We start from the raw sequence: 21391 nt of genomic DNA on the forward strand, positions 1-21391 counted from the left end.
TCGACGTGGGTGCCGGTCAGTCCTCGTCGGGGTCGTCGGGCGTGGGGGCGGGACGACGGCGCAGGAGCAGCAGGACCGCGACGACGAGCCCGACGAGCACGACGCCGCCGGCACCGATCCACAGCGCGTCCGACGCGGTCGAGTCGCCGCCCGCGGTCGTGGTGCCCGGGTCCGACTCGGCACCGGCGGTCGCACCGCGGTCGGTCGCGCACGTGGGCGGCTTCGTCGTGCCGGCTGCGGGGGAGAAGCCGGCGGGGGCGTCCCACGTGAAGTCGTAGCGGTCCGAGACGGTGTGGCCGTCGGCGGACACGATCTGCCACTCGACCTCGTACTTCCCGGAGGCGCCGAGCGCGGCCTTCGTGGTCATCGAGGGGCCGTCCACCGCGACGCAGCCGTCCTCGTAGTACCGGCCGTCGGGTCCGAGCACGCGGAAGGCGAAACCAGAGTCGGAGCCGCCGATAGCCAGGAGCCGGTCGTTCGTCGTGATGTCGAACCGGGCGGGCAGCTCGGTGAGCGTCCCGCCGACCGCCGGGGTCGAGGACACCAGGTAGTTGTGCGCGCTGGCTGGGGCCGCGAGCCCGAGGACCGCACCGCCCGCGATCGCGACCGACGCGGCGGACGTGGCCACGAGCCTCCAGGCCGACCGCCGACCGGCGTCGGACCGCCGGACACCCGTCCGACCCGCCACGGGCGTCACTTGGTGGTGTTCCGTGCGCCGGCGTCGCGGCGACGCGTGGCGGCGACGGCGACGACCAGGCCGACGGCGCCGACGACCAGGCCGCCGAGGCCGAGGAAGCGGCCGACCAGGTCGGGGCCGCCGGTCGTCGCGGACGCCGTGCTCGCGGTCGCCGTGGTGGCGTCGTCGTCACCCGTCGACGAGGACGCGGCGGTGAGGACGATCGAGGGGGCCGGGTGCTCGGGCTCCTCCTTGCCGGTCTGCTGCTGGTCCCAGTCGGTCGAGCCCTGCTCGCAGGTCTGCACGACCGGGAACGACACCCGGTCGCCGGGCTTGCCGTCGGGCAGCGAGAACGACAGTGCGAAGGTGTCGCGTTCGTCGGCGGGGAGCGGGGTCTTCGCCGTGTACGTCACGCTCGTGACGCGCTCGGCGGGGGCGGCCTCCTCGTCGCTGCTGCTGCTCGACGACGAGCTCGTGTACGGCTCGGTGGTCTTCGTGATGGTCCAGTTCGGGTTCACGGTCGGGGTGACCTCGATCACCGACTTCGGCACCGAGAACTCGAGCTTCGTCGTGGGGGAGCCGTCGCAGCCGTGCGGGACCGAGAACGTCGCGGTCGTGTACGAGTTCGCGGCGGTCGACGTGGCGTCGGCCTCGACGTGCGCGCTGGCGGCGCCGGCGGTGCCGAGGACGATCGCGGCGGTGACGCCGAGGGTCGCGGTGCCGACGAGGGCGAGGCGCTTGGTCATGGGGTCCTCTCGATTTCTACAACTTGTAGAGCAGCGGTGGCAACGGTACCAGGTGCGCACGCCGTGGGCGAACGAGCCGGGACAGACCGGGTGGCGTCGCCGTCGGTGTCACCGGATGCGGTTAGGCTCGGAGCACCGGGCGGGTCACCTGCCCGCATCGGTCAACCAGGGAGGGCACCGACATGGCACGCATCGGGGAGAGCGCTGACCTGCTCAAGTGCTCCTTCTGCGGCAAGAGCCAGAAGCAGGTCCAGCAGCTCATCGCCGGGCCGGGTGTGTACATCTGCGACGAGTGCGTCGAGCTGTGCAACGAGATCATCGAGGAACGCCTGGCCGAGGCCGGCGAGGACACCGCGAGCGGCGACTTCGAACTGCCGAAGCCGCGCGAGATCTTCGACTTCCTGCAGGAGTACGTCATCGGGCAGGACCCGGCGAAGCGTGCCCTCGCGGTGGCCGTCTACAACCACTACAAGCGCATCCGTGCGCAGGGGCAGATCACCGCTGCCGAGGACCGCGACGACATCGAGATCGCGAAGTCGAACATCCTGCTCATCGGGCCGACCGGCTGCGGCAAGACCTACCTGGCGCAGACGCTCGCGAAGCGCCTGAACGTGCCCTTCGCGGTCGCCGACGCCACGGCCCTGACCGAGGCCGGCTACGTCGGCGAGGACGTCGAGAACATCCTCCTCAAGCTCATCCAGGCCGCCGACTACGACGTCAAGCGCGCCGAGACGGGCATCATCTACATCGACGAGGTCGACAAGATCGCGCGGAAGGCCGAGAACCCCTCGATCACGCGCGACGTCTCGGGCGAGGGCGTGCAGCAGGCGCTGCTCAAGATCCTCGAGGGGACGACGGCATCGGTCCCGCCGCAGGGCGGCCGGAAGCACCCGCACCAGGAGTTCATCCAGATCGACACGACGAACGTGCTGTTCATCGTGGCGGGGGCGTTCGCCGGGCTCGAGGACATCGTGTCCTCGCGCGTGGGCAAGCGCGGCATCGGGTTCGGTGCGCCGCTGCACAGCCCGCTCGACCAGCAGGACCTGTTCGCCGACGTCCTGCCCGAGGACCTGCACAAGTTCGGCCTCATCCCCGAGTTCATCGGTCGTCTGCCCGTCGTGACCACGGTGTCGCAGCTCGACCAGGCGGCGCTCATGCAGATCCTGACCGAGCCGAAGAACGCGCTCGTGAAGCAGTACCAGCGCATGTTCCAGATCGACGGCGTCGAGCTCGAGTTCGACCGCGGGGCACTCGAGGCGATCGCGGACCTCGCCGTCCTGCGGCAGACCGGTGCTCGCGGGCTCCGGGCCATCCTCGAGGAGGTCCTCGGGCCGGTCATGTTCGACGTGCCCTCGGACGACGACGTCGCCCGGGTGGTCATCACCCGCGAGTCGGTGCTCGAGAACGCTGCGCCGACCATCGTGCCCCGCCCGCGGGCGAAGCGCGTCGAGAAGTCGGCGTAGCGCGCGGTCCCGAGACGGCCCGGCCCCCGAGGGGGTCGGGCCGTCGTCGTGTGTGCGGTCGGGTCGCGCGCGTCCCCGGTGGTGGCCGCGCCGCGTGGCCCGGCACCGCGGGCGTCCCCGGCGGTGACGCGCCGCACAACGGGAAGCACCTCGCACCACGGGATTCCGTGGCGCGAGGTGCTTCCCGTTGTGCGCGGTGCTCGGGCGGGCCCGACCGGGCCGACCGGGTCGCGGCCGCGGGGCCGCCTGCGCGCTACTCCAGCCCGCGGCGGCGCAGCAGCGGCCCGACCTCGGCGTCGCGGCCGCGGAACGCGCGGTAGGCCTCGAGCGGGTCCTGCGCCCCGCCGACCCCGAGCACGGTGGTCGCGAAGCGGCGCCCGGCCTCGCGGGAGAGGCCGCCGTGCTCCCGGAACCACTCCACCGCGTCCGCGTCGAGCACCTCGGACCAGATGTAGCCGTAGTAGCCGGCGTCGTACCCGCCCGAGAACGTGTGCGCGAAGTACGTCGACGAGTACCGCGGCGGCACCGCCCGGACGTCCACCCCGGCGTCGGCGAGGGCACGGCGCTCGAAGTCCTCGACGTCGGTGACCGCGGCGGCCTCGGCGGCGGACAGACGGTGCCACGCCTGGTCGAGCAGGGCTGCCGCGAGGTACTCCGTGGTCGAGAAGCCCTCGTTGAAGCCGGCCGAGTCGCTCAGGCCGAGGACGAGCTCGGGCGGCAGCGGTTCGCCGGTCTCGTGGTGCTTCGCGTAGTTCGCGAGCACCGAGGGCCAGGTCACCCACATCTCGTTCACCTGCGAGGGGAACTCGACGAAGTCGCGCTCGACGTTCGTGCCCGAGAACCGCGGGTACGTCGTCCGGGCGATGAGTCCGTGCAGCGCGTGGCCGAACTCGTGGAACAGCGTCTCGACCTCGTCCTGCACGAGCAGGGTCGGCGACCCGGCGGCGGGCTTCGCGACGTTGAGGTTGTTCACGACGACGGGCAGCGTGCCGAGCAGGTGCGACTGCTCGACGACGGGGTGCATCCACGCGCCGCCGCGCTTGCCGTCGCGCGTGTAGAGGTCGAGCAGGTACAGGCCGACGGGTTCGTCGTCCTCCGAGCGCACCTCGAAGACGCGCACCTCGTCGTTGTACCCGTGCAGGTCCGGCCGCTCGGTGAAGCGCAGGCCGTACAGTTCCCCGGCGGCGTGGAACACCCCGTCGCGGAGCACCCGGTCGGCCTCGAAGTACGGTCGGAGCGCCGAGCTGTCCGCGGCGAACTGCTCGCCACGGAGGACCTCGGTGGCGTACGCCCAGTCCCACGCCTCGACCTCGAACCCGACGGCCCGGGACCGGACGGCGCGCTCGTCCTCGGCGTTCGCGGCGGCGGCGGGCACGAGCGACGACAGCAGCCCGTCGACGGCCTGGGGCGTGCGGGCGGTCTCGTCAGCGGTGACGACCGACGCGTGGTCCGGGTACCCGAGCAGTTCGGCGCGCTCGGCGCGGAGCCGGACGATCCGGAGCAGCACGTCACGGTTGTCGTGGTCGTTCCCGCGCCGACCGCGGGACAGCGACGCGCGCATGATGCGTTCGCGCAGGCCGCGGTGGGTGAGCGAGCCGAGCCACGGGTGCCCGGTGTACAGCGGCAGGGTGACGAGCCAGCGGTCGAGTCCGCGGTCGGCGGCGGCCCCGGCGGCGGCGGAGCGGGCCCCGTCGTCGAGCCCGTCGAGCTCGGCCTCGTCGGTGACGTGCACGGCGAGGTCGTTCGTCTCGTCGAGCAGGTTCCGCTCGAACGTCGCGCTCAGCGTCGACAGCTCCTGGTTGATCGCGGTGAGGCGTTCCTTGCCGGCGGCGTCGAGCCCGGCGCCCGCGAGGGTCATCTCGGTGTGCACGCGTTCGACGAGCCGGCGGTCCTCGGCGGAGAGGTCCGCTCGGGCCAGGTCGTCGCGGACCGCGGCCACCCGGGCGTACAGCCGCGCGTCGAGGGTGATCGCGTCGCGGTGCGCGGCGAGCACGGGGGAGAGCTCGGCCTCGAGGTCCCTGAGCTCGGGCGTGGAGTCGGCGCCGGTCAGGGTCCAGAAGACGTGCCCGACGCGCGCCAGCAGCTGCCCGGAGCGCTCGAGGGCGACGAGCGTGTTCTCGAACGTGGGGGCCTGCGGGTCCGTGGCGATCGCGTCGACCTCGGCGCGCTGCTCGGCGATGCCGGCGTCGAACGCGGGACGGAAGTGCTCGAGCCGGACGTCGTCGAAGGGCGGGAGGGCGTAGGGGAGCGTGCTCGGTTCGTCGAACGGGGTTGCCATGCAGCCACCCTACGGACGCACCACACGGGCTGCGTCAGCGCGTCGCGGCGTCGATCAGGGTCTCGGCCGCCGCGCGCGCGTGCGCCGCCGGCTCGGTGGTCCCCGCGATCGCCGCCGTCGTCTGCGCCCCCTCGGCGAGCAGCGCGAGCTGCGCGGCGAGGACCTCGGCCCGCCCCGCGTCCTCGACGAGCCCCGACGTGAGCGACGCCACGTACCGCTGGAACGACGCCTTGTGCTCACGCGCGATCTCGGCGACCGCGTCGGAGGTCGCCCCGAGCTCGCCGAACGCGTTGATGAACCCGCAGCCCCGGAAGGTGTCGTCCCCGAACCACGACTCGAGGAAGTCGTACACGGCCAGCAGCTTGTCCCGCGGGGTGGTGGCGGCGTCGACCGCGCCGTGCACGCCCCGTTCCCACAGGTCGTGCCGGCTGCCGAGCACCGCGGCGACCAGCCGGTCCTTGCCCGGGAACGCCGCGTAGAGCTTCTTCAGCGAGACGCCGGCACCGGTCCGGATCTCGTCCATGCCGACCGTCTGGATGCCGCGGGCGTAGAACAGCTCGTCCGCCACCTCGACGATGTGGTCCCGGACGGCCGGGTCGACCCTGCTGACCATCGCGTGCCCCGTTCCCTGATCCGGTCCGTCCCCGCCGGGTCAGCGCCGGGAACGACGGTTCTCACTCTACGCCGGGGCCCGGTGCCCGGCTCAGTCCTCCTCGGCCGCGTCGTCCGGGTCGGTGACCTGCGCGTGCCCGGCCGGGTCGAGGTGGATCGAGGTGCCGTCGTCGAGCTCGACGATCGGCTTGCCCTCGAGGAAGGTGAGCGTCCAGCCCCAGGTGGACGCGTCCACCGAGGCCGCTGCCAGCTCGTCCTCGACGCCGCGCACGGCGACGACCATCGTCTCGGGCAGTCGCGCGGGCGGCTGCCCACCGACGTTCCAGCGTGTGCCCAACTGCATCCGTGCCTCCAGGGGTGGGTGTGGACGGGCCGGGTCGCGGACGCGACCCGGCCCGTGGGGGCGACGCTACGCCTGCTGTTCCGCCAGCTCGATCTCGGTCACCGCGAGCTCCGGGCCGTCGGTGAACGACAGGTTCTCGATGCGGCCGACGGCCGCCAGGTCGACCGCCGCGCGCTCGATGAGCACGCGCTGCTCCGGCGGAGCCGCGACCACCGCACGCGTCACGGGCGTCTTCTGGGAGGCCTTGGCGGCCGTCTTCGCGCCGCGGATGCCGATGAGCGCCTGTCCGACGGCACCGAGCAGCCCGGTCGGCTCGGCCTGGGTGGGCAGTTCGGCCCGCGTCGGCCAGGAGGCGCGGTGCACGCTGGTGTCGTGGGTCCAGGCCCACACCTCCTCGGTCGCGAACGGGAGGAACGGTGCCAGCAGACGGAGCAGCGCGTCGATCGCGGCGCGCAGCGCCAGGACCGCGCTCGCCTGGGTCTCGTGCGTCGCGTCGGCCGCGGTGCCGTAGGCACGCTCCTTCACGAGCTCGAGGTAGTCGTCGCAGAAGGTCCAGAAGAAGCGCTCGGTGACCTCGAGGGCCCGGGCGTGGTCGAACGCGTCGAAGGCCGCGGTGGCCTGGTCGACCACGGCGCCCAGCTCGGCCAGCACGTCGACGTCGAGCGGCTCGGTGACGCTCGTGGCGCCCTCGGGCAGCGGGAAGCCGTAGACGAACTTCGCGGCGTTGAGCACCTTGATCGCGAGACGACGGCCGACCTTGATCTGCTTCGGGTTCTGCGGGTCGAAGGCCGCGTCGGTGCCGAGCTTGGAGGAGGCGGCCCAGTAGCGGACCGCGTCGGCGCCGTGCTGCTCGAGGATCGACAGCGGGGTGACGACGTTGCCCTTCGACTTCGACATCTTCTTGCGGTCGGGGTCGACGATGAAGCCGGAGATGCTGGCGTGCTTCCACGGCGCGACGCCGGCCTCGAGCTGGCTGCGGAGCGCGGTCGTGAACAGCCAGGTGCGGATGATGTCCTGCGCCTGCGGGCGGACGTCGTACGGGTAGACCAGGTCGTACAGCTCCGTGTCGGTCTCCCACTTGCCCGCGAGCTGCGGCGTGAGCGACGAGGTCGCCCAGGTGTCCATCACGTCGAGCTCGCCCTGGAACCCGCCGGCCTGGCCGCGCTGGGATTCCTCGTATCCCGGGGCCGGCTCGGCCGCCGGGTCGACCGGCAGCTGGGCCTCGGTCGGGACGATCGGCTGGTCGTACACGGGGTTGCCGTCGCCGTCGAGCGGGTACCAGACCGGGATCGGCACGCCGAAGAACCGCTGGCGCGAGATGAGCCAGTCGCCGGACAGCCCGCCGACCCAGTTGTCGTACCGGACGCGCATGAAGTCGGGGTGGAACGCGATCTCCTCGCCGCGCTTGCGGAGCGTCTCCTTGAGCTGCTCGTCGCGCGCGCCGTTCACGATGTACCACTGGCGGGTCGAGACGATCTCGAGGGGCTTGTCGCCCTTCTCGAAGAACTTCACCGGGTGGGTGATGGTCTTCACGTCGCCGACCAGTTCGCCGGACTCGGTGAGGGCGTCCACGAGGACCTTCTTCGCCGAGAACACCGTCTTGCCGGCCATCTCCGCGTAGAGCTCCTTGCCGCGGGCGCTCTCGATCCACGCCGGCTCGTCGGAGCGGACGCGGCCGTCGAAGCCGATGATCGCGCGGTTCGGCAGCTGCAGCTCGCGCCACCACACGACGTCGGTCGTGTCGCCGAAGGTGCAGACCATCGCGATGCCGGCGCCCTTGTCCTGCTGTGCGAGGTGGTGCGCGAGCACGGGGACCTCGACGTCGAACAACGGCGAGCGGACGGTCGTGCCGAACAGGTCCTGGAAGCGCTCGTCGTCCGGGTGCGCGACGAGGGCGACGCACGCGGGCAGGAGCTCGGGGCGGGTGGTCTGGATGACGACGTCCTCGCCGCCGTCGGTGCGGTGGAACGCCAGCCCGTGGTACGCGCCGGGCATGTCCTTGTCCTCGAGCTCGGCCTGCGCGACGGCCGTGCGGAACGTGACGTCCCAGAGCGTCGGGGCGTCGGCCTGGTAGGCCTCGCCGCGCTCGAGGTTGCGGAGGAAGGCGCGCTGGGCGCTCGCGCGGGAGGTGTCGTCGATGGTGCGGTACGACTGCGTCCAGTCCACCGACAGGCCGAGCGTGCGGAAGAGGTGCTCGAACTGCTGCTCGTCCTGCACGGTCAGGCGCTCGCACAGCTCGATGAAGTTGCGACGCGAGACCGGCACCTGGTCGGCGGCCTTGCTCGACTTGCCGTCGCCGCCCTCGAACGGCGGGACGAAGGCCGGGTCGTAGGGGAGCTGCGGGTCGCAGCGGACGCCGTAGTAGTTCTGCACGCGGCGCTCGGTGGGCAGGCCGTTGTCGTCCCAGCCCATGGGGTAGAAGACGTGCTTGCCGCGCATGCGCTCGTACCGGGCCTTGAGGTCGGTGTGCGTGTACGAGAACACGTGACCGATGTGCAGCGAGCCCGAGGCGGTCGGCGGCGGGGTGTCGATCGAGTAGACGGCGTCCTTCGTGGCGCTGTCGCGGTCGAACCGGTAGGTGCCGTCCTGCTCCCAGACCGGGCCCCAGACCTGCTCGAGTCCGTCGACGGTGGGCTTCTCGGGCATGGGCTTCGACATGGCAGGGCCTCTCGATCGATGTGTGCGGCACCGAGTCCGTGGTGAGGTGCCTGAGTGTCCGCGCGCACTGCACGGCGGGTCGATCGTACCGGAGCGGGTCCCGGCGCTGCACCCGCCGCGGTGTGCGCGTACCACAGGGGAGGGGAGGACACGCTGGAGGGCGGCTGCTAGTCTGTCGGGGTTTGTCCGGCGAGCGTGGGTTCCGTCGGGACCGCATCGTTGCTCTCCGCCGGACGCCCGAAGGCAAGACGCAGCACTACCGGAGGAACGAACTTGGCACCGAACGATGCACATCCGCACGGCGACCGGCCGTTGCGCACGAAGGCCGCCGCGAAGCGCGCACGCCGCAAGCTGACCGAGGACGACGTCACCGTCGTCGAGGAGTCGCTGCTCAAGCGCGCGGTCGCCGCCGCCGCGCTCGGCAACGCCATGGAGTGGTTCGACTTCGGTATCTTCGCGTACCTCACGGTCACGATCTCGAAGGTGTTCCTGCCCGAGGGCGACCCGACCTCGAACCTCGTGGCGACGTTCGGCTTCTTCGCCGCAGCGTTCATCGTCCGCCCGATCGGCGGCGCCGTCTTCGGCCCGATCGGTGACAGGATCGGCCGCCAGAAGGTCCTCGCGCTGACGATGATCCTGATGGCCGCCGGCACGCTCATGATCGGCCTCATCCCGTCGTACTCGACGATCGGCTTCTGGGCCCCGGTCCTGCTGCTCGTCGCACGCTTCGTGCAGGGCTTCTCGACGGGTGGCGAGTACGGCGGCGCCGCGACCTTCATCGCCGAGTACTCGCCCGACAAGCGCCGCGGGTTCATGGGCTCGTGGCTCGAGTTCGGCACGCTGGCCGGCTACGTGCTCGGCGCGTCGATCGTCACCGTGCTGCAGTACGCGATGCCCGAGGACGCGCTCCTCAGCTGGGGCTGGCGCATCCCGTTCATCGTCGCCGGTCCGCTCGGCCTGATCGGGCTGTACCTGCGCCTCAAGCTCGAGGAGACCCCGGCCTTCCAGAAGCAGCAGGAGCAGGCCGCCGAGCGCGAGTCGCAGAAGACCCCGTTCCTCAAGCTGTTCGCCGAGAACTGGCGCTCGCTCATCGTCTGCATCGGCCTCGTGCTGGTCTTCAACGTGACCGACTACATGCTGCTGTCGTACATGCCGACGTACCTCGAGACGAACCTCGGCCAGAACGCCACGTTCGGCCTGATCCTCATCGTCATCGTGATGATCCTCATGATGGTCGTCATCACGTTCGGCGGTCGGCTGTCCGACAAGTTCGGCCGTCGTCCGGTCCTGGCCGCGGGCTGCATCGGCTTCATCGTGCTGTCCTGGCCGGCCCTCAAGCTCGTCCAGACCGGCACGGGTGTCGGCGTCTTCACGGGCCTGCTGCTGCTCGGCCTGGTCCTGGTGACCTTCACCTCGACCATGCCGTCGACGCTCCCGGCGCTGTTCCCGACGATCATCCGCTACGGCGCCCTGGCGATCGCGTTCAACGTGTCCGTCTCGCTGTTCGGCGGCACGACGCCCCTCGCCACGCAGGCGCTCATCGCGGGTGCCAAGGACGCCGGCCTGTCGTGGGCCGAGGACATCCCCGCGTTCTACCTCATGCTCGCCGCGGTGATCGGCCTCGTCGCCGTGTACTTCACCAAGGAGACCGCCGCGACGCCGCTCATGGGCTCGGGCCCGACGGTCGCGCACGAGGACGAGATCGCCGACGTCATCAAGGACTACAACGACCCGACCTCGGAGCTCGCGCAGTCCGACTGGGCGAAGGACTTCTCGACGAGCGAGATCCCGATCATCTCGGGTGACGCCCCGACGGCGGGACAGGACAAGGAACCGACGGGCGCGTAGGCGCGTCACCATCCGGCCGGGAGGCGCGGTGCGGGTCCGTCCCGCACCGCGCCTCCCGGCCGTCGTGGCGTCCGGTCCGTGGTGGCGCTGCGCCTCGGCGACGCCGGTGCGGCTGCGCCCGCAACCGCACCCGCGGCCGCGGCCGCTCCCGCGCGCGCCTGCGGCCGCGTGTCAGGCGGGGCCGGCGGCGAGCCGCTCCGCGGCGCGCAGCAGCCGCACGGTCTCGGGGTGCTCCGGTGCGTCGAACACCCGGGCCGCGGGGCCGTGCTCGACCACGCGCCCCCGGTGCACGACGAGCACCTCGTCGGCCGTCCGTCGCACGGCGCGCAGGTCGTGCGACACGAACACCATCGCGACGCCGGTCGCATCCCGGAGCCGTTCGAGCAGTGTCAGCACCGCGTCCTGCACGGTCGCGTCGAGGGCGGTCACGGGCTCGTCGAGCACGACCACCTCGGGCTCGGTCGCGAGGGCCCGCGCGATCGCCAGCCGCTGCCGTTGCCCGCCGGACAGGGTGCGGGGGGATCGTGGCCGGAGTGCCGGGTCGAGCCCCACCTGCCGGAGCGCGTCGTCCACCCGGTCGGCGAGCGGACCGCGTGCGCGGCGCTCCCGGCCGTCGGACAGCGCGTCGGCGAGCACGCGCTCGACGGTCCAGCGTTCGTCGAACGTGGCACCCGGGTCCTGCACGACGGCGGCGAGCCGGGGTCGCCGTGCCCGGCGGTCGCGTTCCGGCAGCGGTGCCCAGGCCGCGCCGTCGAGCGTCACCGTGCCGGCGTCGGGGTCCTCGAGCCCGAGCAGCATCCGCGCGACCGTCGTCTTGCCCGAGCCGGAGGCGCCGATCACCCCGAGCACCCGGCCGGGCCGCACCGCGAGGGAGACGTCGTCGACGGCGGGCACCTCGGCGAAGGTGCGCGACAGGCCGTCCGCGGCGAGCAGGGCGGGTGCGTCCGCGCCGGCCGCCCGAGCACCGGTGTCGAAGGCGGTCGGGTCGCCGGGGCGGGCGGTCCGCACCGTCCCGGCGCGGGCCGCCTGGACGAGTGCCTCGGTCGTCGGGTGCTGCGGGGCGGCGAACACCCGCTCGACCGGTCCCTGCTCGACGACCGTGCCCCCGTCGACGACGACGACGCGGTCCGCCCACCCGGCGACGAGCCCGAGGTCGTGCGTGATGACGAGCAGTCCGGCGCCGCGCTCCTGCGCCGCTCGGAGCTGCGCCATCACGGTGACCGCGACGGCCGCGTCGAGCGCCGTGGTCGGTTCGTCCGCCACGACGAGGGCGGGGGAGGCGACGGTTGCCGCGGCGATGAGCGCCCGCTGGCGCATCCCGCCGGACAGCGTGTCGGCCAGCCGTCCGTCGGTCGCGAGGTCCGGGTCGAGGCCGACCGCGCTCAGCGCACCCCGGACGGCGTCGATCCGTTCCGCGGCGGTCGTCCGGGTGTGCAGCCGCAGGGCGTCGGCGACCTCGCGGCCGACCGGTCGGAGCGGGTCGAGCGCACCGAGCGCCTCCTGGCCGACGTAGCCGACCAGGGCTCCGCGCACCGACCGCCACCGCCGCTCGGACAGGCCGCGGACGTCGCGCCCGTCGAGCCGGAGCGCCGCGGCGTCGACCGTGAGCCCGGCGGCCGAGAGCCCGAGCACGGCCCGCGCGGTCAGGGTCTTGCCGGAGCCGGACGCGCCGACGAGGGCGACGCACTCGCCGGGCTCGACCGTGAACGACACGTCGTGCACGAGGGTCGTGCCGCCGGCCCGGACGGTCAGCCCCTCGACCTGCAGCACGCTCACCGCACGGCTCCGCTCCGCCGGACCGCGCGGCCGAGCACCGTGACCGACGTGGCGAGCACGACGATCGCCAGGCCGGGGAACGTGCTCGTCCACGGTGCGGTGAGCAGGTAGGTCCGGCCGTCGGCGAGCATCGCGCCCCACTCGGGTGCCGGCGGCGGGGTGCCGACACCGAGGTAGCTCAGCGCGGAGGCCCACACCACGGCCTGTCCGACGCCGAGCGTGGCGACGGCGACGACCGGCCAGAGCGCGGCGGGCAGGACGTGGCGGACGGTGATCAGCGCGGGTCGGCGACCCTGCAGCACCGCGGTCTCGACGACCTGCGACCGCCGGGCCGTCCGGACGAGCCCGCGGACGATCCGGGCGTACCCGGGAGCGGTCGCGAAGCCGACGGCGAGCGTCGCCGGGACCGGCCCGGGTCCGGTGACCGCGATCACGACGAGGGCGACGAGGAGCAGCGGCAGCGCGAACGCCACCTCGGTGACCCGCCCGACGACGGCGTCGACCAGGCGACCGCCGAGTCCCGCCGCGGTGCCGAGCACGACGCCGACCGCGCCGCCCACCAGGGTGGCCAGGACCCCGACGACGAGCGAGGCCCGCGTGCCCGCGACGACCCGACCGAGGACGTCCCGTCCGGACTCGTCCGTGCCGAACGGGTGCGCCCACGACGGCGCCTGGAGCGCCACCTCCGGGTGCACGGCGAGCGGGTCGCCGCCGCCGAGCAGCGCCGGCCACACCGCCGCGACGACCGCCAGCAGCACCACCGCCGCGGCGACCGTGCCGACCGGCCCGAGCGTCCCCCCAGGAGATCGCTCGGACCGGCGGGCGCGGCCGCCGTCACGGGTGTCGGCCGGGAGGCGCGGGTCGACGATGCCGCTCACCGTACGCCCGCCCCGGTGTGCGCCGGGCGCGGGGCGCCGCCGCGGCGGCCGTCACGGGACCGCTCCGCCGTCCCGCCCCGGGGGTCGACCACCCGCTCGACCAGGTCGGCCACGGCGAGCACGACGACGTAGGCGGCCGCGGACACGAGGGCGATCCCGGTCACGAGCGGCATGTCACGCTGCGTCACGGCACCGACGAGGGCGCGTCCGACGCCCGGGAGCGCGAACACCGACTCGACGACGACCGCGCCCGACACGAGCGAGCCGAACGCCCACGCGGACAGGGCGATGCCGGGCAGGGCCGCGTGCCGGAGCAGGTGGCGGCCGAACAGGCCCGCGGGCGACTCGCCGCGACCGCGCGCCGCGAGGGCGAACGCGGAGCGCTGGGCGTCGACGACCCCGTCGCGCACCGTCTCGGCCAGGTAGCCGGCGACGGGCACCGCGACGGTCAGCACCGGCAGCACCCAGCCGGCGAGGGTGCCGTCCGACACCGCCGGCACCCACCCGAGACCGCTCGCGAAGACCACGATGAGCACGCTGCCGAGCCAGAAGTGCGGCACGACGCTCGCCGTCACGGTGATCGCGCCGGTGAGCGCCGCGGCGACCCGTCCGCGCTGCGTCGACCACCAGGCCGCACCGATCGCGAGGACCCAGGCGACGACGAGTCCCGCGACCGCCAGGGTCAGGGTGACCGGCAGCTGCTGCGCGAGCAGCCCCGCCACGGGCGTGCGGAACGCGTACGAGTCCCCGAGGTGCCCGGTCGCGAGCCGGCCGAGGAACACCGCGTACTGCACGAGCACGGGCTGGTCGAGACCGTAGTCCTGGCGGACCCGGGCGACGGCCTCGGCCGAGGCCTGCGAGCCCGGACCGCCGAGGATCGCCAGTGCCGGGTCACCCGGGATCAGCCGGATCGCCACGAAGACGATCGTCGCGACGGCCCAGAGCACCCCGACACCGCCGGCCGCGCGACGGAGTCCCCACAGCGACCAACCCGACCACCCGGCGGGCAGCCCGCCGCGCTCCCGACGCGGGACGGGCCTCCCGGCCGCTGACCGCGTCAGCGGTCGATCCACGCGGTGCCGAACCACGGCGTCGAGACGGCCGTGGTGCGGATGCCGTGCACCGCGGAGCGGTACAGGAAGTGGTTCTGCTGGTCGTACAGGGGCAGCACCGTGCCGCTCGCGAGGATGCGCCGCTGTGCCTGCTCGTAGAGCTTGCCGCGCTCCGCGGTGTCCGACGTCCGTGCGGCCTGCTCGACGAGTCGGTCGACCTCGGGGTCGTCGAGCTGCGCGAGGTTCGCGAAGTAGCCGGACGGTGCCGGTTCGATGCTCGCGCTGTCGTACAGGATGCGGAGGACGTCCGCGCCGACCTTCGTGTACGGGGCGCTGACCACGTCGTACTGGTTCCCCGCGAGGGCCGCGTACCAGCTGGACAGGTCGAGCTCCTCGATCCGGACGTCGAACCCGACGGCCTTCTCGGACGCCTGGACCTGCTGGAACAGGCTGCGCTCGGCCGGGACCGACTGGTTCGTCGACACCGGGAAGGTGACGGTGAGGCGCTGGCCGTCCTTCTCGCGCACGCCGTCGCTGCCGACCTTCCAGCCGGCCTCGTCGAGGAGCTCCTTCGCCTTCGACGGCGAGTACCGGAACAGGCTCGGGTCGGAGTACGCGAACGGCTCGACACTGGACAGCACCGAGTACGAGCGCTCCGCGGTGCCGAGGAACAGACTGCGCAGGCCCGGGTCGACCTGGGCGCCCGCGATGAACGCCTTGCGGACGGCCTCGTCGCGGAAGACGCCGTGGCCGGAGTTCAGCTCGAGGCGGTTCGAGGCACCGGGCCGCGGGGCGTCGAGGTCACGGATCGCGCCCTTCGCCGAGGCGGCCTTCAGCTGGTCCGGCTGGGCGTTGTCGATCACGTCGACCTGCCCGGACTGGAGCGCGGCGTAGCGCGAGGTCGAGTCGGGCAGGAAGCGCCACGTGATGCCGTCGAGACGCGGCTTCGTCGAGCCGGTCAGCGGCGTGTAGCGGGTGTTCTTCGCCAGGGTGACCCGGTCGCCGTGCTTCCAGGCGGTGACGGTGAACGGACCGGTGCCGACCGGCGACTCGCAGTTCGTCGCCTGCGGGCGCTGCAGGGCCTTCGGGGACTCCATCCCGACCCACGGTTGCGAGAAGGACTCGAGCAGTGCGCTGTCCGGCCGGCTCAGGGTGAGCGTGACGGTGTGGTCGTCGGTCGCCGTGGCCTTCGTGATCGACTGCAGTGCCAGGTAGCCGGTGCTCGACGCGGTCGCCGGGTCCTGCACGTGCTCGATGTTCGCGACGACCGCCGCCGCGTCGAACGGGGTGCCGTCGGAGAACGTGACGTCGTCGCGGAGCGCGAAGGTCATCGTCGTGCCGTCGTCGCTCGTGGTCCACGACCGGGCGAGGGCCGGGACGGGCTTGCCGTCGTCGAGCGCGGTGAGCCCCTCGACGAACTGCGTCGACAGCAGGGCCTGCGGGTAGTTGCCGCCGACGTGCGGGTCGAGGCAGGTCGGCTCGGCGTCGCCGGACGCGTACGTCAGCGTCCCGCCGGTCTGCGGCGTGCTGGCCGAGGTCGCCGCGCCGCCGCCGGTGCAGGCGGTCAGGGCGAGGAGGAGGGCGGCGGCTCCCGCGATGGAGGTGGGGCGACGCCCGGCTCGCCGGGGTTTCTGTACTGAGTCCATCGGGTGCACCAGTCGATCGTAGCGGGATGTCGGGTGGACGGGATCGCATTTGTTGCACGACTCGTTTGATACTTGATATACAGGTGGCGCGCGAGTGACCACCCGCGAGACATCCGACAGGAGGGGATTCGATGCTGTCGACGTTGGACGCAGCAGTCAATCGAGAGCTTGCTCGCATCGAGACGGAGCGAGCGTACGTCTCTCATCGTGAGCCGGAGCCCGTGTTGACGACTCCCGCTGCGGTTGCGATCGGGTACGCAGCCGTGGTCGGCTACGCGGCTCAGGGGGCCGCGTTCACAGCCGGGGCCACCGCCGTCGTCGGCGCATACGCCGTCGGGAAGGCAGTCGGATGACGAACCTCGACGCCGCAGTCAATCGAGCGCTCCAGGCTTTCCCCCAGACCCAGCGGGAGTTCAGTGCGCAACTCTGGGCGCGAGAAGCCGTGCCCGTCCTCACGACACCGACTGCCTTCATGGCGGGGGTTGCCTTCAGCTCGGCGATCATCAACGCCTACAACGCGGGTGCGAACGCGGGATGACAGTGCTCGCGCCGACCTCATCGAGACCGGAGCGCGAAGGCGAGCGCAGGGAGGGAGCTCTCTTTGCGAGCAGCGCGAGGAGGGGAAGATGAAGCCGCGGCACCCGTCGAGCCCGATCCGCTGGCTCGTCCACCGGTTCACGAGCCCCGCCCATCTCGATGCGGAGCGCGTGATCAGCGCTTCACAACGCTGCTCTGCGGTCGCGTCCCTCATGGCGTCGCTCGAGGCCCTGTCCGTCCTCATCGACAGCGGGAAGCGCTCCCGCCTCCGGATGGAGTGGGAGCACTCCCAGCACTCGTACGATCGTGCACCCCGGGCAGTGCAGCTCGCCGTCCGGGCAACTGGCCCCACCCCAGTCCGCACATCCCTGCACGCTGCCCGAGCGCTGCTCTCGCTCTACGTCCTAGCCGCACCGTCAACCGCGCCGTGCAGGAACATCGCGTCGGCGGCTTCAGGCCTCATCACTGGACTCCTCTACCCCGTCAGCCGACTCGGTAGTGACGGCGCGGACCAGGTCACGGCGATGAGCCAGTTCACGGCCGGGGTCGCCGGTGCTTGTGGCTCTGAACGAACGCGTGCCCCGCTCCTCTGGGCGCTGGCGATGCAGAACGCGATGTCCTACTCCGTCGCAGGATTCGCGAAGCTCGCTGGCCCGGACTGGCGATCGGAGGAGGCGCTGTCCGGGATCATGAGAACGCACACGTACGGAAGCCCGCTCGTCTGGTCGTGGATGAGGACGCACCCTTTCGCTGTCCGCGCCGTCTCCACGGCGGTGCTCCTGTTCGAATGCGCCTTCCCGATCGTCTTCGTCGCTGCCCCATGGGTCGTTCGCACGATGCTCCTCTGCGCGATCGGCTTCCACGCCGCGAACGCCGCGGCGATGGGTTTGGGGCGGTTCTTGCCGAGCTTCCTCTCGTTGCACCCATTCGTTCTCTACGTTTCCCACGCGAACGCACGTCGCCCTGGGCCCACCTTCCCCTGCATCGTCATCGTCTTGACGGCGGCGACAGTCGGGGCGTTCGCGTTCGGACAGCGTCGAGCGGAGGTCGACCTACAACGGGCGAACGAGCGCCGGCAGGACCTCGTGCTGCCGGGCTGGTGCGAGGGGGGAGAAGGCGTGCACCTTCGTCAGTCGAGCCGGGGCATCGTCATCTTCGAGGGCGGTCTGGGGACCCTCGAGCAGGAGGCATCGGTGGTCAGGAGCGAACTCGCGAGGGGTGGCCTTAGGTTGGTGACCCGTTGTCGGATCGGGGCCGAATCCGAGCCGAGGAGCTTGCTCGATGTCAGGGCAGCCGAGCTCGCGGACGTCGTGCGATCAATCCGGAGCCACGATGAAGGTCCGATCGTGCTCCTGGGTTACTCCTTGGGTGCAGAAGTGGTGCGCCGCGCGGTGGCGCACCACGGAGCTCCGGCCGACGGAGTGCTCTTGCTCGACCCCACGCATCCCGGCGAGATGGTCCGCTCGTCGAAAAAGCGAGCGACCCTCGCATCAATCGATTGCGCCATGCAGCTGTTCGGAGTCGCGACCGCGGTCGGTCTGGGATTCCTCATCGAAGCGCCGATGTGGATGAAGCGTTTGTCTTCCGACGAGCGCCGAGCCGCGCTCGTGCAATACCGATCCTCCGGGCACTGGCGGCGCGTCCGTGCCGAGTGGCGGGCCGCACGAGAGGTGCTCATCGAAACCGGCTCCCCCTCGCCGTCACGGCTCCCGACCAGGGTAGTGTCCGCCCGTCGATCACTCCGAGAGGACCCAGTTCAGGAGAGCCTCCACGAGGAGCTCGCGCAGATGGTCGGAGGAGCGCGGAGACCTCTGGTGATGCTCGAGCGCGTCCGACACGACGAAATCCTCGGTGATGCGGGAGCGGTCTCAACCATCGCACGAACAACGTGCGACCTGTTCGACGAGGTGGATCGGAGCTGTTCTGGGGGGCGCGAGTCATCGTGATGCGAAAGGACCGGCGGGCAGTCAACGCTCTGATCACGTTGTTCGCCGCGGCAGGGATCGTCGTCACCCTGTTCGGACAGGTCCCGAGCGCATCGTTCGGCCGAGCACGATCGCGCGACTGGTTCGGCGTCGTACCGAACTGGCGGTTCTTCGCGCCGACCCCGGCGCAGCACGACTTCGCGGTGTACACCAGGCCGCTCGCGCCGGACGGCAGGCCTACCGTGTGGACGAGACCCCGCCCGATCCCCGAACGTCGTCTGATCCATGCGGTGTGGTTCCCGGGCCGCCGCGCGGACAAGGCCCTGTTCGACCTGTGTGGAGATCTCCTCCCGTTGCTCGACATCGAGGATCCGAGTCGCATCGAGCATCGACCTGCCTTCAAGGTGCTCCGCGCTTGGGCCATCGCTGATCTCCGCGCGGTCGGGGCACCTGACGTCCCGCATCAACTCGCACTCGTGCGTTACGCGGGATCAGATGACCGCGTGGCACCAGAAGTCGTGTTCACATCGAGCCCGTTCGAGCTCGACGCGGATGCTCAAGCCGCCGGCCAGCACGAGCCCGGAAGACGTGTTCGTCGTCCTCGTGGCGACGGAAGAGAGGAAGCCGCCCATGGGGATCGCTGATGCGCTGGGGACCGTGGCGGTGGTCGAGTGCGTCGCGGCCACACTCGTCGTCCTGCACACCGTCTCGGGCCTCGTCGACTCCTTCCGGCGCTGGGTCACGGACTGCGCTGAGCCGGGGAGTGGGGCGGCGGGCGTCGGGGCGAGTGCGCTCGTGGTGGTCGCGGCCCTGCTCTCCGTGGTGTCGTGGTGGGCGGCGACGGGTGACGCGCGCTGGGCATGGGGCACGTTCGGGTCGCTCGTCGTCCTTTTCGCCGGCATCTTCGGCGAGCCACCGTTGCACCGACGGATAGCCAGGTCGAAGCGCCACTAGTGGCGGAGGGCGACCGGCCGTCGGGGCGCCCGGCGTGATCCGATTCGGAGGCAGCGGCGTCACCCGGTTTACTGAGGACATGGACGAGACGATGCGCCGCGGTGGCCGCCCCCGACGGTCCAGCGCCGAGGTCCTCGCCGACGCGGCCGCCGAGCTGTTCCTCGAGCAGGGCTACGCGCGGACCACGGTCGACCACGTCGCGGCCCGCGCCGGGGTGAGCCGCGCCACGTTCTTCAACTACTTCGCGTCGAAGTCCGACGTGCTCTGGCTCGAGCTCGACGCCGCGGTCGCGTCGCTGCCCTCGCACCTCGCGGCGTCGACCGAGCCATCGGCCGTGCGGGCCGTGGAGCAGGCGCTGCTCGCGACCGCCCGGTCCCACGACCCGGAGCGGGTGCCGTGGGCGATCGCGCAGGCCGAGGTGATGGGCATCGGCGACGAGCTCGTCGCGAGCGTGGCTGCCCGGGTCACGGCGCAGCACGCGGCCGTCGCCGCGTTCGTCGGGGGACGCACGGGGGAGCACCCGGCGTCGCTCTGGCCGCAGACCGTCTCGGGCGCGATGCTCGGCGCTGCCGCGGCGGCGTTCGGGGTCTGGGTCGCGGACGGGGTCGCCCGCCGTCCGCTCGTCGAGTACGTCGGGGCGGCGCTCACCCCGGTGGCCGCGGGCCTCGACGCGCGCTGAGCCACGGGCGCCGGCACCCGGCTCGGACGGTCGGAAGGTCGGACGGACCGCCGACCACCCGGGCCGCGGTCGCCGGTCGTCACTCGGTCCGCAGCGTCCCCGCACCGCCCGCGGCGACGTCCTCCGCCGTGCCGTCCCGCACGGTCGCGGGCGCCGGTCCACGGTTCCTCCCCGCGAGGGACGCGTCGCCGGGCAGCGACAGCGTGAGGATCGCCTCCTCGATGTACTGGCTCGTCTCGAGGGACGCCTCGACACGACGCAGCCGCACCGCGACGTGCTCCTCGTCCTCGTTGCCCTCCAGGTCGACGGCCGCGACCAGGAACACCCGCGAGGGCCCGACGAACTCCAGGTGCAGGTAGGTGACCCGCTCCACCTCGTCGCGCCGCAGCAGCTCGGTGAGCACGGCGTCCTCGAGCTCCGGGGAGGTCGCCTCGCCGAGCAGGAACCGACGGTTGCGCTCGATGAGCACGATCGCGACGACACCGAGCAGGATCCCGACCGCGATCGACCCGACGGCGTCGAACACCGCCAGCCCGGTGAGCTGGTGCAGGAGCACGCCGAGGAACGCGATCACGAGCCCGACCAGCGCCGCGGCGTCCTCGGCGAAGACGGCCCGGAGCGTGGGGTTCGACGACTGCAGCACGTGGCGGAGCACGGGCACCCGGCGCTTCGTCGCGGCACCGTGCGCCTGCCGGTAGGCCTGCACGAAGCTCGTGCCCTCGAGCACGAACGCGATGCCGAGCACGACGTAGTTGAGGACGACGTCCTCGGCGGGCCCGGTCTCGCCGAGCTCGGTGATCCCGTGCCAGATCGACACGACCGCCCCGGCGGTGAACAGGCCGAACGCGGCGAACATCGACCAGATGTACGTCTCCCGGCCGTACCCGAGCGGGTGCTTCGTGTCGCGCTGCTTCGCACCGCGCCGTTCGGCGACGAGCAGGAAGACCTCGTTGCCCGTGTCGGCCCACGAGTGTGCGGCCTCCGCGGTCATCGACGCCGACCCGGTGAGCACGGACGCGATCGTCTTGGCGACGGCGACGAGCAGGTTGGCGGCGAAGGCGATGACGACGGTGAGCAGGGACTCCGGACGGTCCTGCTTCTCAGGTTCGGGCATCCCTCCAGCATGCTCGGCGTCCGGTAGACTCGCCCGGACAGGCGTCGAACCGGCCATCACCGGTGAGCCTCCGGAAGAACGCGGCAGCAGCACGGCCGTCAGTAGAACCGGGCGGACCGGGCCGCACCGCACCCGGACAACGAGCGGTCGTCGGCAGCACCAGCACCGACGGCAAACGAGGTGGTACCGCGGAGCAGTGCTTCCGT

The 21391-nt window shown here is 72.1% G+C and carries 19 protein-coding genes; 8 read left to right on the plus strand and 11 right to left on the minus strand.

Annotated elements, in window-relative coordinates:
- Positions 1 to 16: 16 nt before the first annotated feature.
- Together BEP24_RS03195 and BEP24_RS03200 are read right to left on the minus strand one after the other, a co-directional pair.
- Positions 17 to 628 carry a copper resistance CopC family protein gene (locus BEP24_RS03195; RefSeq protein ID WP_065960269.1) on the minus strand — a complete coding sequence of 204 codons (612 nt, stop codon included), beginning with the start codon at positions 626 to 628 and terminating at the stop codon, positions 17 to 19.
- Between the two features lie 65 nt (positions 629 to 693).
- Positions 694 to 1422, minus strand: coding sequence for a YcnI family protein (locus BEP24_RS03200; RefSeq protein WP_065960185.1), 729 nt, complete (start codon positions 1420 to 1422; stop codon positions 694 to 696).
- 182 nt (positions 1423 to 1604) lie between these two features.
- Between BEP24_RS03200 and clpX the strand changes: the two genes are divergently transcribed.
- A complete protein-coding gene (gene clpX / locus BEP24_RS03205) occupies positions 1605 to 2885 on the plus strand; it encodes an ATP-dependent Clp protease ATP-binding subunit ClpX (RefSeq protein WP_065960188.1) in 1281 nt (426 codons plus the stop codon).
- A gap of 253 nt (positions 2886 to 3138) precedes the next feature.
- Here the strand turns inward: clpX and BEP24_RS03210 are convergent, their stop codons facing one another.
- From BEP24_RS03210 to valS, 4 genes are all read right to left on the minus strand, one after another.
- Positions 3139 to 5163: a M3 family metallopeptidase gene (locus tag BEP24_RS03210; RefSeq protein WP_065960190.1), complete on the minus strand. Its 2025-nt coding sequence runs from the start codon at positions 5161 to 5163 to the stop codon at positions 3139 to 3141.
- A gap of 34 nt (positions 5164 to 5197) precedes the next feature.
- Positions 5198 to 5776, minus strand: coding sequence for a TetR/AcrR family transcriptional regulator (locus tag BEP24_RS03215; protein WP_065960192.1), 579 nt, complete (start codon positions 5774 to 5776; stop codon positions 5198 to 5200).
- A 90-nt stretch (positions 5777 to 5866) separates the two neighbouring features.
- Entirely contained in the window at positions 5867 to 6118 is a 252-nt protein-coding gene (locus tag BEP24_RS03220) for a hypothetical protein (protein ID WP_065960193.1), read from the minus strand.
- 66 nt (positions 6119 to 6184) lie between these two features.
- Entirely contained in the window at positions 6185 to 8776 is a 2592-nt protein-coding gene (valS, locus tag BEP24_RS03225; RefSeq protein WP_065960194.1) for a valine--tRNA ligase, read from the minus strand.
- Between the two features lie 273 nt (positions 8777 to 9049).
- On the opposite strand from valS, the gene proP reads away from it, so the two are divergent.
- Complete coding sequence (gene proP, locus BEP24_RS03230; protein ID WP_253181547.1) at positions 9050 to 10624, plus strand: glycine betaine/L-proline transporter ProP; 1575 nt, start codon at positions 9050 to 9052, stop codon at positions 10622 to 10624.
- Positions 10625 to 10795: 171 nt separating this feature from the next.
- Here the strand turns inward: proP and BEP24_RS03235 are convergent, their stop codons facing one another.
- The 4 genes from BEP24_RS03235 to BEP24_RS03250 form a co-directional block, all read right to left on the minus strand.
- Positions 10796 to 12400 (minus strand): ABC transporter ATP-binding protein, encoded by a 1605-nt coding sequence (locus tag BEP24_RS03235; RefSeq protein ID WP_065960199.1) that lies wholly within the window; start codon positions 12398 to 12400, stop codon positions 10796 to 10798.
- Complete coding sequence (locus BEP24_RS03240; RefSeq protein ID WP_083230031.1) at positions 12397 to 13278, minus strand: ABC transporter permease; 882 nt, start codon at positions 13276 to 13278, stop codon at positions 12397 to 12399. Before BEP24_RS03240 ends, BEP24_RS03235 begins: the two co-directional genes overlap by 4 nt.
- Positions 13275 to 14195: an ABC transporter permease gene (locus tag BEP24_RS03245; RefSeq protein ID WP_253181548.1), complete on the minus strand. Its 921-nt coding sequence runs from the start codon at positions 14193 to 14195 to the stop codon at positions 13275 to 13277. The genes BEP24_RS03240 and BEP24_RS03245 overlap by 4 nt, the downstream gene beginning before the upstream one ends.
- Before the next feature lie 140 nt (positions 14196 to 14335).
- Complete coding sequence (locus BEP24_RS03250; protein WP_065960203.1) at positions 14336 to 15976, minus strand: ABC transporter substrate-binding protein; 1641 nt, start codon at positions 15974 to 15976, stop codon at positions 14336 to 14338.
- Positions 15977 to 16107: 131 nt separating this feature from the next.
- Between BEP24_RS03250 and BEP24_RS16835 the strand changes: the two genes are divergently transcribed.
- The 6 genes from BEP24_RS16835 (at position 16108) to BEP24_RS17385 (ending at position 20071) form a co-directional block, all read left to right on the plus strand.
- Entirely contained in the window at positions 16108 to 16329 is a 222-nt protein-coding gene (locus tag BEP24_RS16835) for a hypothetical protein (protein ID WP_216093098.1), read from the plus strand.
- Positions 16326 to 16514 (plus strand): hypothetical protein, encoded by a 189-nt coding sequence (locus tag BEP24_RS03255; RefSeq protein ID WP_065960206.1) that lies wholly within the window; start codon positions 16326 to 16328, stop codon positions 16512 to 16514. The genes BEP24_RS16835 and BEP24_RS03255 overlap by 4 nt, the downstream gene beginning before the upstream one ends.
- 88 nt (positions 16515 to 16602) lie before the next feature.
- Positions 16603 to 18459: an alpha/beta fold hydrolase gene (locus BEP24_RS17380; RefSeq protein ID WP_065960209.1), complete on the plus strand. Its 1857-nt coding sequence runs from the start codon at positions 16603 to 16605 to the stop codon at positions 18457 to 18459.
- Positions 18456 to 19082 (plus strand): hypothetical protein, encoded by a 627-nt coding sequence (locus BEP24_RS16850; protein ID WP_141693335.1) that lies wholly within the window; start codon positions 18456 to 18458, stop codon positions 19080 to 19082. The genes BEP24_RS17380 and BEP24_RS16850 overlap by 4 nt, the downstream gene beginning before the upstream one ends.
- Positions 19069 to 19392, plus strand: coding sequence for a hypothetical protein (locus BEP24_RS03265; RefSeq protein WP_141693336.1), 324 nt, complete (start codon positions 19069 to 19071; stop codon positions 19390 to 19392). Before BEP24_RS16850 ends, BEP24_RS03265 begins: the two co-directional genes overlap by 14 nt.
- A 34-nt stretch (positions 19393 to 19426) precedes the next feature.
- Complete coding sequence (locus BEP24_RS17385) at positions 19427 to 20071, plus strand: TetR/AcrR family transcriptional regulator (protein WP_171898711.1); 645 nt, start codon at positions 19427 to 19429, stop codon at positions 20069 to 20071.
- A gap of 79 nt (positions 20072 to 20150) precedes the next feature.
- Here BEP24_RS17385 and BEP24_RS03275 read toward each other — a convergent pair whose 3' ends face one another.
- Positions 20151 to 21185 (minus strand): cation diffusion facilitator family transporter, encoded by a 1035-nt coding sequence (locus BEP24_RS03275; protein WP_065960215.1) that lies wholly within the window; start codon positions 21183 to 21185, stop codon positions 20151 to 20153.
- Between the last annotated feature and the right edge of the window lie 206 nt (positions 21186 to 21391).

This window comes from Curtobacterium sp. UCD-KPL2560, assembly GCF_001705035.1.
Classification (GTDB): domain Bacteria; phylum Actinomycetota; class Actinomycetes; order Actinomycetales; family Microbacteriaceae; genus Curtobacterium.